The 13,786-nt window shown below is 72.2% G+C and carries 12 protein-coding genes; 5 read left to right on the top strand and 7 right to left on the bottom strand.

Annotation, left to right across the window (positions count from 1 at the left end; genetic code table 11):
• Positions 1–48: 48 nt before the first annotated feature.
• Positions 49–1,455, top strand: coding sequence for a hypothetical protein (locus G569_RS0141065; RefSeq protein WP_028067710.1), 1,407 nt, complete (start codon positions 49–51; stop codon positions 1,453–1,455).
• Between the two features lie 51 nt (positions 1,456–1,506).
• Here the strand turns inward: G569_RS0141065 and G569_RS64335 are convergent, their stop codons facing one another.
• Positions 1,507–3,141 (bottom strand): formyltransferase family protein, encoded by a 1,635-nt coding sequence (locus G569_RS64335; protein WP_064750575.1) that lies wholly within the window; start codon positions 3,139–3,141, stop codon positions 1,507–1,509.
• Positions 3,138–3,719, bottom strand: coding sequence for a peptide deformylase (def, locus tag G569_RS0141055; protein ID WP_028067709.1), 582 nt, complete (start codon positions 3,717–3,719; stop codon positions 3,138–3,140). The genes G569_RS64335 and def overlap by 4 nt, the downstream gene beginning before the upstream one ends.
• A gap of 146 nt (positions 3,720–3,865) precedes the next feature.
• On the opposite strand from def, the gene G569_RS0141050 reads away from it, so the two are divergent.
• Complete coding sequence (locus tag G569_RS0141050) at positions 3,866–4,234, top strand: hypothetical protein (RefSeq protein ID WP_157592659.1); 369 nt, start codon at positions 3,866–3,868, stop codon at positions 4,232–4,234.
• On the opposite strand, the gene priA is transcribed toward G569_RS0141050, so the two are convergent.
• Positions 4,211–6,268 carry a replication restart helicase PriA gene (priA, locus tag G569_RS0141045; protein WP_028067707.1) on the bottom strand — a complete coding sequence of 686 codons (2,058 nt, stop codon included), beginning with the start codon at positions 6,266–6,268 and terminating at the stop codon, positions 4,211–4,213. The two genes, G569_RS0141050 and priA, sit on opposite strands and share 24 nt — an antisense overlap.
• Before the next feature lie 19 nt (positions 6,269–6,287).
• Entirely contained in the window at positions 6,288–8,195 is a 1,908-nt protein-coding gene (locus G569_RS0141040; RefSeq protein WP_028067706.1) for a S53 family peptidase, read from the bottom strand.
• An 84-nt stretch (positions 8,196–8,279) separates the two neighbouring features.
• On the opposite strand from G569_RS0141040, the gene G569_RS62050 reads away from it, so the two are divergent.
• The 3 genes from G569_RS62050 to galK are packed head-to-tail and all read left to right on the top strand — an operon-like array spanning position 8,280 to position 10,496.
• Positions 8,280–8,693 carry a LysE family translocator gene (locus G569_RS62050; protein ID WP_211233228.1) on the top strand — a complete coding sequence of 138 codons (414 nt, stop codon included), beginning with the start codon at positions 8,280–8,282 and terminating at the stop codon, positions 8,691–8,693.
• Between the two features lie 56 nt (positions 8,694–8,749).
• Complete coding sequence (locus G569_RS55970; protein WP_084286284.1) at positions 8,750–9,490, top strand: DNA-methyltransferase; 741 nt, start codon at positions 8,750–8,752, stop codon at positions 9,488–9,490.
• Positions 9,474–10,496, top strand: coding sequence for a galactokinase (galK, locus tag G569_RS55965; RefSeq protein ID WP_053227764.1), 1,023 nt, complete (start codon positions 9,474–9,476; stop codon positions 10,494–10,496). Before G569_RS55970 ends, galK begins: the two co-directional genes overlap by 17 nt.
• Here the strand turns inward: galK and G569_RS65020 are convergent.
• The 3 genes from G569_RS65020 to metK all read right to left on the bottom strand — a co-directional run bounded on the left by G569_RS65020 (position 10,425) and on the right by metK (position 13,765).
• Entirely contained in the window at positions 10,425–10,814 is a 390-nt protein-coding gene (locus G569_RS65020; protein WP_064750574.1) for a hypothetical protein, read from the bottom strand. The two genes, galK and G569_RS65020, sit on opposite strands and share 72 nt — an antisense overlap.
• 12 nt (positions 10,815–10,826) lie before the next feature.
• Complete coding sequence (locus G569_RS0141015; RefSeq protein WP_028067705.1) at positions 10,827–12,461, bottom strand: sodium:solute symporter family protein; 1,635 nt, start codon at positions 12,459–12,461, stop codon at positions 10,827–10,829.
• 71 nt (positions 12,462–12,532) lie between these two features.
• A complete protein-coding gene (metK, locus tag G569_RS0141010; RefSeq protein ID WP_028067704.1) occupies positions 12,533–13,765 on the bottom strand; it encodes a methionine adenosyltransferase in 1,233 nt (410 codons plus the stop codon).
• Positions 13,766–13,786: the final 21 nt, after the last annotated feature.

Below are 13,786 nucleotides of genomic sequence, written 5' to 3'. Positions count from 1 at the left end.
CCATGGAAGGGGATGCCAGACATGTCGGACACTGACACCACGAACTCCATGAACACGCGCGCAGCGCGGCCCACGACCCTCGGCGACCTCCGTTTCGCCGGCACGGTCGCTGCCGGCCTCGTCGCGGGAACCCTCGGTCTCGGCGCGCTCGCCACGCCGCTCGTCGGCTGGAAGGACTGGCCGGCCGCGCTGACGACGCAGGCCACGAGCCAGCCCGTCGTGCTGGCCAAGGCCGAGCAGCCGAAGGCGCACAACGAGAACAAGGTCCGCAAGGGCCGTCCCGCGTCCGGTGGCGCCTCCGCCCTGGACAACCTCGGCGGCCTGCCCGGCACGGGCGCCGCCGCGGCCGCTCCCGGCGGGCTCTCGACTTTCCTCGCCAATCCGTCTCCGTCCGGTCCCTCCACCGGCCCCGCGCGTGACAACGCGGGCTCCGAGGGGCGCGCGACGACGACCACGTCCGGCCCCAAGAGCGGTGACCAGTCGTTCGCCTCGGGTCCCACGTTCGAGAAGACCGACGCCGACGACAACGGCGACGGCGTCCCGAACGCGGTCGTCCCGACGCTGGGCAAGACCAACGCTTCGACGCAGACGACCACGGGCGAGTCCTCGGGTCTGTCGGCCGCGACCGAGTTCAAGATCCGCAACACGCCGGACATGTGGCGCGACACGAACGGCGACGGCTTCATCGACGGCAACGACGACGCCGACGGCGACGGCGTGACCAACCAGCAGGAAGAGCTCAACGGCACCGATCCGACGCTGGCCGACTCGTTCGGCGACGGCACCTCGGACGGCATGCGCGACATGAACCACGACGGGTACCCGGACGGTCTGCCGGTCCCGGCCGCGCCGCCCGCGCCGACGCCGACTCCGGAGCCGCCCGCGCCGACCTCGCCCGAGACGGCTCCGGTCGACGACGGCACGCCCGCTCCGCCGGTCCCTGCCGCGCCGACCGATCCGACGACCCCGCCGATCGATCCGGCTCCCGAGACGCCCGCGCCCGCGACGCCGACCCCGGAGCCGACCGTCGACGCGCCGGCGCCGACGGACCCCACCACGCAGCCTGAGACGACCGCGCCGTCCAACGACGCTCCCGCGGCCGTCACCGAGACCCCGACCACCGACGCGCCGGCCGAGGAGGCTCCCAAGGAGGAGGCTCCCAAGGAGGACGCGCCGAAGGAAGAGGCCCCGGCTCCGAAGGAAGAGGCCCCGGCCCCGAAGGAGGAGGCGCCCGCTCCGAAGGAGGAGGCTTCGGCCCCCGCTCCGAAGGAAGAGGCTCCGGCGCCCGCCCCCGCGGCTCCGGCTCCTGCTCCTGAGGCGCCCGCCCCGGCTCCCGAGGCTCCGGCGCCCGCGCCCGCCCCGGCCGCGCCTCCGGCGGACCCGGCTCCGGCTCCCGCGCAGGAGGCCGCTCCGGCCCCCGCCCCGGCTGACCCCGCCGCCACGCCGGCCTGGTGAGCCACCCCCCAATCGTTTGACCCTCGGGCGCCGCTTCGGCGCCGGATGTCGTTATGCCTCGTCGATGTGGCTGGCCGTCTCGGCCAGCAGGTGCCGCGTCCAGACGCTCTCGACGTCCTCGTTGGCGGCGAGCAGGTCGCGGGCGGGCTCGTCCGCGCGGTGGTCGCCGCGGACGGCGAGACCGTGGACGGCCTCCAGGCGCGTCTCGGCGTCCGGGTCGTCGAGGCGGGCCGCGAGCGCGTCGCGAAGCTGCGGCGAGTTCTCGCGGGCGAGCGTGCCGAGCGCGAACGTGGCCCAGTCGCGCACGCCGCTCGACGCGTCCGAGGAGAGCTCGATCAGCGCGCCCGTGACGTCGTCGCCCTCGCGCCCGCCGAGGGCGAACGCGACCGCCTCGCGGACGTCGGGGTCCTCGTGGGCGCGCTGGGCGAGCAGCCAGGCCTCGCCGTGCGGCGCACCGAGGTGCCCGAACGCGCAGGCGATCGCCGAGAGCACCTCGGCGTCGTCCTCGCGCTCGGCCATCGCGCTCAGCGCGGCGTCCTGCGCGGCCGGCAGCGCGGGCGCGGCCGTCCCCAGCTGCCCGAGCACGTAGGCGGCGAGCTCGCGGTTGAGCGCGTCGGGGTCCCCGCCGAGCGCGACCATCGCGTCGAGCACGTCCTGGGTCCCGCGGGCGGCGAGCGCGCACACGTGCGGCTGCCATTCGTCGTCCCGGTCCGCCCACTCGGCCTTCGCCCGCTCGAGGACCTCGTCGAGGTCGCGGCCGGGCAGCGCCGGGTCCAGCCGGAAGTTCACGAGCGTCGCGTCGGGCCGGCCGCGCAGCCACTCCGCCGCGGCCATCGGGCGGCCGCCGGCGGGCCGGACCTCGGTGAGCTCCAGCGCGCCGCCGTGGCAGTCGAGCAGGAGGCGGTCCCCTTCGGCGCGGACGAGGCCGCCGGCGGGCGCGCGGGTCGCGCCGGCCACGCGGGCGGCGATGACGCCGAGGAACGTGCCGTCCGGCAGCTGCAGGCGCGAGCCGATGTGCGGCCGCAGCGCGCGGATCGTCCGCTCGACCTCCTCAGGCGTCTGCGTCGGGTCCAGCGCGCGCTCGCGCGGGCCGATCTTGTGCGCGTAGGTGACGAACGCCTCGTCCTGTTCGACGGGCGTGGGACGCTCATCGAGCACCTTGACGAGGAGGTCCGCGCCGATCGTCTCGAGGCGGGCCGACAGCGTGCCGTAGTCGTCGTCCGGCCCGATCGGCGTGCGCTCGATCGCGTACACCGCCCCGGAGTCCCACCCCGCGGTGACGCGCATGATCGCCACGCCGGTCTCGTCGTCCCCCGCCATGATCGCCCGCTCGATCGGCGCCGCGCCGCGCCAGCGCGGCAGCAGCGACGGGTGCACGTTGATCATCTCGTAGTCCGAGAGCAGCGGCTCCTTGATCAGCACGCCGTAGGCGCACGTGGTCAGGACCTCGGGCTCCACGGAGGCGATCCGCTCGAGGATCTCCGGCTCGTGCAGCTTCTCGGGCTGGATGACGTCGATCCCCAGCTCGCGGGCGAGAACGGCCACCGGCGGCGGCGCGAGCTTCTGGCCGCGACCCTGCTTGGCGTCCGGGCGGGTGATGACGAGCTGCGGGCGGTGTGCGGAGTCGGCGAGGCGCCGCAGCACGACCGCCGCGAACGCCGTCGTCCCGAGGAAGACGTTCCTCAAGCGACGGCCGGGTCGAGCTGTTCGCGCAGCGTGCGCATGGCCTGCTTGCGCTGGTCGCGCGACGTCTTGTCGATGATCAGCACGCCGTCGAGGTGGTCCATCTCGTGCTGGATGACCCGCGCCTCGAGGCCCGAGGCCTCGACGAGCACCGGCTCGCCGCGCTCGTCCTGGGCGCGCACGCGGACGTGCACCGGCCGCTCGACCTCGACGCCCACCCCCGGCAACGACAGGCAGCCCTCCTCGGAGGTCTCCTTCTCCTTGCTCGACCACTCGAGCACCGGGTTCACCAGCGCCGCCACCGAGCCCTCGAGCTCGGTCCGGTAGACGAGCAGGCGATGCATCACACCCACCTGGGTCGCCGCCAGGCCGATCCCGTACGCGTCGTGCATGAGCGCCCCCATGCGGCGGACCTCGTCCACGAGCGCGTCGTCGAAGCGATCGATCTCCAGCGCCCGTGACCGCAGCACGGGATCGCCGTACTTGCGGACGAGCCGCAGCGCCGCCTCGCGCCGCGCCCGGGTCTCGGGATCGAGCTTGTCCTGGGGCTCCGCGACCTGCCCGTGTACTTCTTCCGCCATCGCAAGGAATATAAAGGGGTCAGACCCCTTTATCTTGCGGGCGGGTCGGCGCTCGTGGCCGAGCGCGGGCAGCGCTTGCTGCTGTGGGACGCCGCCACCGGCGGCGTTCCCGTTGCGCAACGGCGCACGTGCTCGAGGCGTCGACCTTGGCGCCGCTGCGCACCATCCCGCGGCGGCGGATCAGCAAGGGCACCGACCAGGTGTTCGGCCCGGGCACGCAGTTCCTGCAGGCCTCTTGGGACGGCCTGCCGCTCGTCCGCGACGCCGAGACCGGTGACGAGGTGCTGCGCGAGACCGAGCCGGAGCGGATGATCGGCGAGGTCGCGGGCACGCAGGACGGCCGGCGCGTCGCCTACGCGAGCCTGACGCGGGACGAGCTGGTGCTGCGCGCCCGCGCCTGGCCCTTCGAGACCAACGCGCCGGTCGACGTCCTGCGCCGCGCGCCGCCTACAGCGCCGACCGCGTCGCGTTCGGCTCGTGGAACCAGGGCGTCATGTTGGATCGACGTCGACTGAGAAGTTGACGTCGCGGAAGGTCTTGTCGCGGGCGGCGGCCTCGACGGCCTCGCCCACGGCGTGGATGGCGTCTGCCCGGGCGGTCGTCTTGAGCACGAGCTGGTAGCGCTCGCGGTTGCGCAGGCGGAACAACGGAGCGGGGCCGAGGAGCTCGGTGTCGCGCAGGTCCGCCAACTCGCCCGCCAGGCGCGCGGACGCCGCGCGGGCACCCGCGGCGTCCTCCAGCGTCGAGGTGACGATCCGGATCAGGTCCGAGAACGGCGGGTAGCCCCAGCCGCGGCGGCGCTCCAGCTCATCGCGCACGAAGCCGTCGGCGTCGTGGCGGGCGGCGGCGACGATCGCGGGGGCGTCCGGCGTGGTCGTCTGGACGAGCACCCGCCCGCCCTTCGGCCCTCGCCCGGCCCGCCCGGCGAGCTGGGCGATCAGCGCGAACGTGCGCTCCTCCGCCCGGAAGTCGGGGAAGCGCAGGGTCGAGTCGGCGTCCAACACGACACCCAGCGTCACGTCGGGGAAGTCGTGGCCCTTGGCGACCATCTGCGTGCCCAGCAGCAACCCCTCGGGCGCGGCGAGGAAGCGCCCCAGCAGCTCCGGGACCGCGTCCTTGTTGACGGTCGTGTCGGCGTCGAGGCGGAAGACCGGCACGCGCAGCGCGTGGCGCAGCTCGGCCTCGACGCGCTCTGTGCCGGCGCCGTGGCGGGCGACCGCGAGCGAGCCGCAGGCGTCGCAGCGGTCCGGGACCCGCTCGCGATGGCCGCAGTGGTGGCAGGTGAGCGCGTGCTCGGCGCGGTGCAGGACGAGCGCGACGTCGCAGTTCGGGCACTCCCACGCCTTCCCGCAGGCCTTGCAGGTGAGGAAGTTCGACCACCCGCGCCGGTTGAGCAGCACGATCGACTTGCGGGCGGCGCCGAGAGCCCGCCGCGTCTCGGGGTGCAGGGCGTAGTGGGCGCCGCGCATGTCGAGCACGCGGACGGGCGGCAGGTCGTTGCCGCCCGCGACCCGCGTGGGGAGCCGCAGCCGCGACATCCGGTGCACGGTCTCCGGGCGCGGGGTCGCCGAGCCGACGAGCAGCCGCGCTCCGCTCTGCCAGGCGCGGTACGCGGCGACGTGGCGGGCGTCGTAGCGCGGGTCGCCCTCGTGCTTGTAGGAGCTGTCGTGTTCCTCGTCGACGACGATCAGCCCGAGGTTCTCGACGGGGGCGAAGACGGCGCTGCGCGGGCCGACCGCGATCCGCGCCTCGCCGGTGCGCAACCGGCGCCACTCGTCGTAGCGCTCCCCCTCGGAGAGCGCGGAGTGCAGCAGCGCGACGGTGTCGCCGAACCGCGCGGCGAAGCGCGCGACGGTCTGCGGCGTCAACGCGATCTCCGGGACGAGCGCGATCACCCCCTCCCCGCGTTCCAGCGCCGCGGCGGCGGCACGCAGGTAGACCTCGGTCTTGCCCGAGCCGGTCACGCCGTGCAGCAGGTGCGACGCGCCCGGCGCGGCCTCGATCGCCGCCAAGGCGTCCGCCTGCGCGCCGGTCAGCTCGACCGGCCGGTCCGGCGCCGGGTTCGTGCGCGGCGCGCGCCGGGCGACCCGCTCGGTGATCTCCACCAGCCCGCGCTTCTCGAGCCGGCGCAGCGCGGCCAGGTCACCGCCCGCGGGCCCCGGGAGCCGTGAGAGGAGCGCTTCCTGGTTCTCGTTCACGCGACCGCCGGCCCCGGTCGCCTCGGCCCAGAAGATCGTCTTCGCCTTGCCCGGCGGCGGCGAGACCAGCCCGAGCGCCCGCGCGGGCGTCGAGCAGTACTCCTCGGCCATCCACAGCGCCAGGTCGACCAGGTCGCGCGGGATCGAGTCCCCGCGCACCGCTGAGACGTCGACCAGCTTCTCGTCCGGCACCTCGGTGCTGTCGGCCACGCCGACCACGACCCCGTCGAGCTTCTGGTGACCGAACGGCATCCGCACCAGCGCACCCACCTCCACAGGCCCCTCGACGCGGTAGTCGAAGGGCCCGGAGAGGCGGCGCGTCGTCGTCAGCGGCTCGACCCGGGCGATCACGCGCCCAAGCCTGGCAGGGCTAGCCGACGGCGTTGAACGCGTTGATGTACTTCGGGCTCGGCGCGCCGATGCCGGTCACGTCGTCCCAGCCCGGCGTGACGACCAGGCTCGAGTCCTGGTTGAACGTGCGGACGCTGTAGAGGATCCCGCCTGACGGATCGATGCTGTTGACGTAGTCGGCGCGGACGTTCCCGGCGTCCGGGCCGGGCCCGGTGACGTCGAGGAACTGGCCGGGCTTCTTCTTGGCGGCCTGGTAGAGCGCCGGGTTGATGAAGCCCATCCGCGCGCCCGCCCGCTGCTGGGTCAGCGCCTGCACGCCCGCCATCAGCGGCGAGGCGAGGCTCGTCCCGCCGATCCGGTACTCGCCGTACGCGGCGCCGGACGGGAACTGCTGGGTCTCGCCCACGAGCATGCCGGTGGTCGGGTCGGCGTCCATCGCGACGTCCGGGTAGGCACGGCCCGCGGGCGTGGAGGCCGGCACGACCTTGCTCTGGTAGTCCGGCCGGTTGAACAGCGACGAGAACCCGCCGCCGGCGCCGTAGAGGAAGCCCTGCGGCGTCCAGGCCGTCCCGTCGGGCGTGAGCGCGTACTTCTGCGTGCCCCAGCCGGTCTGGAAGACCAGCGAGCCGTCCGCGCCGATCCCGGTCGACGTCCCGCCGACCGAGGTGATGTACGGGTCCGAGGCCGGATAGTCGGCCTGCAGCGTGCCGGTCGCGGCGACCTCGTCGCCGTCGTCGCCGGAGGAGAAGAAGAACGTGATCCCCTCGAGCGCGCCCTGCTGGAACGCCTGCTCGTTGGCGACGATGTCGTCGAGCGACTCGTTGGACTCGGTGTCGCCGTAGGAGTTGGAGACGATCGAGACCGCGTCCTCGTCGACCACCTGGTCGAGCGTGTCGGCGATGTCGGTGTTCTCGCAGCTCTGTGCGCCGTAGTAGTGCACCGTGGCGCCGGGCGCCATCGCGTGCACGGCCTCGACGTCGAGCGTCTCCTCGCCGAACCAACCGGACGGGTCGCACTCCTTGGCGTGGGTGAACTTCTTCGGCGCGCTCTGGGCGAGCTGGCCGGGCGCGAAGCCGGCGTCGCCGTGGCGGGAGGCGTATGTGTCCGCGTCGGCCTCGATCGTGGGTGCGGCGTACGCGTCGACGATGCCGACGGTCACCCCCGCCCCGGTGTACGGCGAGCCGCCCTCATAGGCGCCGCGCAGCTGCGCCGGCTGGTAGCCGCACGGCGAGTACGGCAGCGTCGCGCCGTCCAACGCCGGCAGCGGCGTCTTGAAGTCGGCCTGGTACTTGGCCGGGGTCGAGCCGTAGCCGGTCGAGCACGGGCGGGCGTTCACGAACGCGGGCGGGGGTGGAAACGACTGCTTCGGCCGCATCACCCCCTCCTTGGTCTCGAGCCCCGAGACCGCGAGGATCGCCGACGCCACCGAGTCCGGGACGCTGGGCGTCGCGGTCGGCGCCTGGAAGGTCTGACTGGCCTGCGTGAAGTCGTGCAGGGTCGTGGCGAAGGCGGCCTCGGCCGCGGCGGCGTCGCCGGTCACGGCGATGTATCGCCCTGAGGCCTCGACCGCTCCGGGCTTGAGCCCCTCGGTCTTCAGCCACTGCTTGACGCTCTTGATCGTCGCCTGGTCGGGCTGGTAGCGGGCGCGGAACTCCCCGGGCGAGACGAACTGCCCGTAGGTCGCGCTGCCGGGGGTGGACACCGCGTCGACCGCGGCCTTGAGCGCGTCCTCGCCGCCCTTCGGCGCCAGGTAGACCCGCAACGCCTGCGGCGCGGTCTTGGCCGCCGCTCCCTGATCGACGGCCCCCGCCGTGACCTTCGGCCCCGAGGCCGCTATCGGCTTGCGCCCCGCCGGCGCCGCCGAGGCGGTCGGGACGACGACGAGCCCGGCCGCGACGAGCGCGGCCACCGCCAACGAATCCTTCATCTACTACCTCCCTGCTGAATGGATCGCCAGCGAACGTAGACACGGCAGATGAGGGGACGCCGTGGGTGGCGGTAGGCTCCGGACGTGCCCGCGCCGTCGACGCTCGCTCTCTTCGCCCTCGCGGCGCTGACGCTGATCGCCATCCCCGGGCCGAACATGGTCTACGTCGCGACCCGCTCGACGAGCGAGGGCCGCCGGTCCGGTCTGGCGTCCGCGCTCGGCCTGGAGACCGGCACGATCCTGCACGTGTGCGCGGCCGCGGCCGGGCTCTCCGCGCTGATCGCCTCCAGCGCGACCGCCTTCGACGCGCTGCGCTATCTGGGCGCCGCCTACCTCGTCTTCCTCGGCGCGCTGGGCTTCGCGATGGACTGCCTGTACGCGATCGTCTCGGCGGCCGCGGTGGGCCGGCTGCCCTCCCGTGGCGGCGGGGGGAAGGTGACCGGCGGCGTCTACCTCGTGCTGGGCGCCGCCGCCGCGTTGACCGGTGGCCGCCACTGATCCTCGAGGGCGACAACCTGCCGCACCTGCGCGAGCTCGGCGACGGCGTCGCGCAGATGGTCTACGCCGACCCGCCGTTCAATACCGGCCGCACCCAGGTGCGGCGCAGCCTGGCGACGGTGGCCGCGGGCGCCGACGGCGACCGGACGGGGTTCGGCGGACGCCGCTACACGACCAAGCTGCTGGCCGAGTCGTCGTACAAGGACGACTTCGACGACTACCTCGGGTTCCTCACGCCGCGCCTGGAGGAGCTGCGCCGGGTCCTCCACCCCACCGGCACGCTGTACCTGCATCTCGACTACCGCGAGGCCCATTACGTAAAGCTCTTGCTTGACGAGCTCTTCGGGCGGGAGTGCTTCCTGAACGAGCTGATCTGGGCCTACGACTACGGCGCCAAGCCGAAGGGCCGCTGGCCGCAGAAGCACGACACGATCCTCGTCTACGTCAAGGACCCGCGCGCCTACTACTTCGATTCCGAGGGCGTCGATCGCGAGCCGTACATGGCGCCCGGACTGGTCACGCCGGAGAAGGCGAGGCGCGGAAAGCGCCCGGTGAGCGTGATGTGGCACACGATCGTCTCCCCCACGGGCCGTGAGAAGACCGGCTACCCGACGCAGAAGCCGGAAGGGTTGCTGCGGCGGTTCGTGCAGGCGTCGTCGCGCGAAGGCGATCTCTGCCTCGATCCGTTCGCCGGCTCCGGCACGCTCGGCGCCGTCGCCCGCAAGCTCGGCCGCCGCTACCTGCTGATCGACGAGAGCCCCGAAGCCGTGCGGGTGATGCGTGAACGCCTCGCGTGACAAGGTCGTCGCGTTCGGCCCGGGCCGGGTCAACCTGATCGGCGAGCACACCGACTACAACGGCGGCCTGGCGATGCCGTTCGCGATCGAGCGCGGCGTGACCGTCACCGCGACGCCGTCCGAGCGCTGGGTCGTCGACGCCATGGACTTCCACGAGCACGACGAGTTCTCCAAGGCCAAGCGGGTGCGCGGGTGGAAGAACTTCCACCGCGGGATGATCGCCGAGCTGCAGGCCGCCGGCTACGAGCTGCGGCCCGCCCACCTGGTGATGACCGGGAACGTGCCGCGGGGCAGCGGGCTCTCCTCGAGCGCCGCGCTCGAGGCCGCGCTGGCGCTCGCGCTGCTCGCGTTCTCCGGCCACACGCCGCCGGAGGACCTGCGCGACCTGGCGAAGCTCTGCTCGCGGGTGGAGAACGACTGGGTGGGCGCGGAGACCGGGCTGCTGGACCAGTTCGCGTCGCTGCTGAGCGCCGAGGCCCACGTCCTGCGGATCGACTTCACGAGCCTCGAGGTCGAGCGCTTCCCGCTCGACCTCGGTGACTGGCAGCTGGTGACCAAGGACTCCGGCGCGACCCACAATCTCGCCGCCTCCGGCTACAACCAGCGCCGCGCCGAGTGCCGCGCGGCCTGCGAGGCGCTCGGCATCGACTCGCTGCGCGACGCGGGCGACCTGGGCGCGCTCGACGGCGTCCTGCTCAAGCGCGCGCGCCACGTGGTCTCCGAGAACGCCCGCGTGGACGCGACCGCGGCGGCGCTTCAGGCGCACGACCTCGAACGCGTGGGCGAGCTGCTGGACGCCTCGCACGCCTCGCTGCGCGACGACTATGCGGCGTCCGTCCCGGAGGTCGAGCGCACGGTGGCGCAGCTCAAGGCCGCCGGAGCCGCCGGAGCCCGGATGGTCGGCGGCGGCTTCGGCGGCTCGGTCCTGGCGCTCCTACCCCCCGGAGTCGCCCGGCCCGCCGGTTCCCTCGCGGTCGCCCCGAACCCGCCGGCGCGACTGCTCTGAGGCGAGCGCGGCGGCGTCGACGCCGCGTGGAGCGGCGTGGGCCGGCGACCCGGCGCGCTCGTCCTCCTCGGCCTCGCGCAGGTCCTCGCCCAGCGGGCGGCTGAACGCCCACGCGAGGAAGATCAGCCCGACGACGAGCATCCCGATCCCCGCGAGCAGGTTGATGTTGATCCCCGCGGCCTTGTTGGCCTCGGCCTCGGAGTCCGTCAGCCCGAGGATCGTCAGCAGCACGCCCCAGGCGACGAAGACGCCGCCGATGATCCGGCGCAGGTCGAACAGGTTCGCCGCGCGCTCGGCCCTGGAAGTCGTTTCAGACACGGTCGTCTCCTCCTACCAGAACACTACGGTCAGGATCGCGGCACCGACAAGGACGAACCCGCCGAGCAGTGCCGGCGCGTGCGACTTCGCGACGCTGTCGTCGGTGTTGGCCATGCCATAGACAAGGCCTTGCAGCTCCTCCACGGGCTTGGGCTGCGTGCGCATCGTCACCGCCACCGAGACCACCGCGTCGACGATGAACGCCAGCGACGCGCCGACCATCGACTCCGCCAGGTCCGAGCCGAAGTGGATCACCTTGGCCTTGTAGAGGACGAAGGTCAAGGCCGCCGTCGCGGTGCCCGCGATCAGCCCCCACAAGCCCGCGGCGGGCGTCATCCGTTTCCAGAACATGCCGATGATGAACGTCGCGAACAGGGGCGCGTTGAAGATCGAGAACAGCGCCTGCAGGTAGTTCATGAGGTTGTCGTAGGTCGACGCGATCAGCGCGGTGAAGATGCTGATCCCGATGCCGCCGACGGTCGCGATGCGGCCGAAGCGCACGTACCACTCGTCGGGCATGTTCGGCTTGAAGTACGGCTCGACGAGGTCTGTGGTGACGACCGTGTTGAACGCCGAGACGTTCGCGGCCACGCCGGCCATGAACGAGGCCATCAGGCCCGTGAGCGCGATCCCGAGCATGCCGTTGGGCAGGTACTTGTTCATCAACAGCGGGATCGCGTTGTTGTACTGCAGCTGATCGGTCGTCCCCAGCTTGGGGATCACGACCAGGGCGATCATGCCCGGCAGGATCATGATGAACGGCAGGAAGAGTTTCGGGATCGCGCCGATCAGCGGGGTGCGCTGGGCGGCCGAGAGGTCCTTGGCCGAGAGCGCGCGCTGCACCTCGGCGAAGTTCGTCGTCCAGTAGCCGAACGCGAGCACGAAGCCCAGGCCGAACACGATCCCGACCCAGGACACCCCGATCGGGTTGACCACGTCGCCGATCCCGGTCCCCTGCAGGGCGTGCAGGCCCTTCTCGCCCACGTCGGTCTGCTTGAACTTGTCCTGCAGGCCGCTCCAGCCGCCGACGTCGTGCAGGCCGACGATCGCGATCGGGATCAGCGCCGCGAGGATCACGAAGAACTGCAGCACCTCGTTGTAGATCGCCGAGGAAAGGCCGCCCAGGGTGATGTAGGCGGCGACGATGACCGCCGCCACGATGATGCCGACGATGATCGGCCAGCCGAGCAGGAAGTTCAGGACCAGCGCGAGCGCGTACAGGTTCACGCCGGCGATCAGGATGGTCGCGAGCGCGAACGTCCACGAGTTGAACTTGTGCGAGGCCGTGTTGAAGCGCTGGAGCAGGTACTCCGGGACCGAGCGGACCTTGGAGCCGTAGTAGAACGGCATCATCACCAGGCCGAGGAAGACCATGGCCGGGATCGCGCCGATCCAGTAGTAGTTGACCGTCGCGACGCCGTACTGGGCGCCGTTGGCGGCCATGCCGAGCACCTCGGTCGCGCCCAGGTTGGCGGAGATGAACGCCAGGCCGGTGATCCAGGCGGGCAGCGAGCGTCCGCTCAGGAAGTAGTCGAGGCTCGACCGGATGTAGCGCTTGGCGGCGAAACCGACACCGAGGACGACCGCGAAGTACGTCAGGACGATCGTGTAGTCGACCCAGTTGGTGTCGAGGCGAACTTGATTCAAGGTAAGACCCCCTGTCGGACAGGGGGTCCTTACCCCGAACAGCGCGGCGTCAGCCGCGGCTCATGAAACGACTAGGCGACCGGATCGGCGGCGCCGAGGCCGGCGGCCTCACGCAGCGCCTCGGCCTTGTCCGTCTTCTCCCACGTGAAGTCCTCGTCGTCGCGGCCGAAGTGGCCGTACGCCGCCGTCTTCTGGTAGATCGGACGGTGGAGCTTCAGGTACTCGCGGAAGGCGCCCGGGCGCAGGTCGAAGAACTCGTCGACGAGGGCGGCGATGCGGCCGCGGCCGATCTTCTCCGTGCCGAACGTCTCGACCATCACCGAGACCGGGTGCGCGACGCCGATGGCGTAGGCGACCTGGACCTCGACGCGGTCGGCGAGGCCGGCGGCGACCAGGTTCTTGGCCACGTAGCGGGCGGCGTAGGCGGCCGAGCGGTCGACCTTCGACGGGTCCTTGCCGGAGAACGCGCCGCCGCCGTGGCGGGCCATGCCGCCGTAGGTGTCGACGATGATCTTGCGGCCGGTCAGGCCCGCGTCGCCCACCGGGCCGCCGATGACGAAGCGGCCGGTCGGGTTGACGAGGAAGTTCTTGCGCAGCTTCTCCGCGTCGTAGAGCTCCGTCGGCAGGATCGGCAGGACGACGTGCTCCCACAGGTCGTTCGGGATGAGCTCCTCGGCGCCCTCGCGGTGCTGGGTGGAGATCAGCAGCTTCTCGATCTCGACCGGCTTGCCGTCGCGGTAGCGGACGGAGACCTGGGTCTTGCCGTCGGGACGCAGGTAGTCCAGCGTGCCGTCCTTGCGGACCGCGGCCAGCCGCTCGGCGAGCTTGTGCGCGAGCGAGATCGGGAGCGGCATGAGCTCCTCGGTCTCGTTGGACGCGTAGCCGAACATCATGCCCTGGTCGCCGGCGCCGGCGATGTCGAGTTCATCGTCGTCGGAGGCGTCCGTGCGCTTCTCCAGCGCCTGGTCGACACCCTGGGCGATGTCCGGGGACTGCTTGTCGATCGCGTTGATGACCGCGCAGGAGTCGGCCGAGAAGCCGAGGTCGGCGTCGACGTAGCCGATCTTGCGGATCGTCTCGCGGGCGATCTCCTGGATGTCGACGTACGTCGACGTGGAGATCTCGCCCGAGACGACCACGAGGCCGGTGTTCACGAGGGTCTCGCACGCCACACGACCGGTCGGGTCCTCACGCAGGACGGCGTCCAGGACGCCGTCGGAAATCTGGTCGGCGACCTTGTCCGGGTGGCCCTCGGTGACGGACTCGGACGTGAACAGGTACTCGTTGTCGCTCAGCTGGGTCATAGGATCTCGAGGATCGCTCCG

The sequence above is a fragment of the Solirubrobacter soli DSM 22325 genome, from assembly GCF_000423665.1.
GTDB lineage: Bacteria > Actinomycetota > Thermoleophilia > Solirubrobacterales > Solirubrobacteraceae > Solirubrobacter > Solirubrobacter soli.
This window is presented reverse-complemented; position numbering and strand designations above follow the sequence as displayed.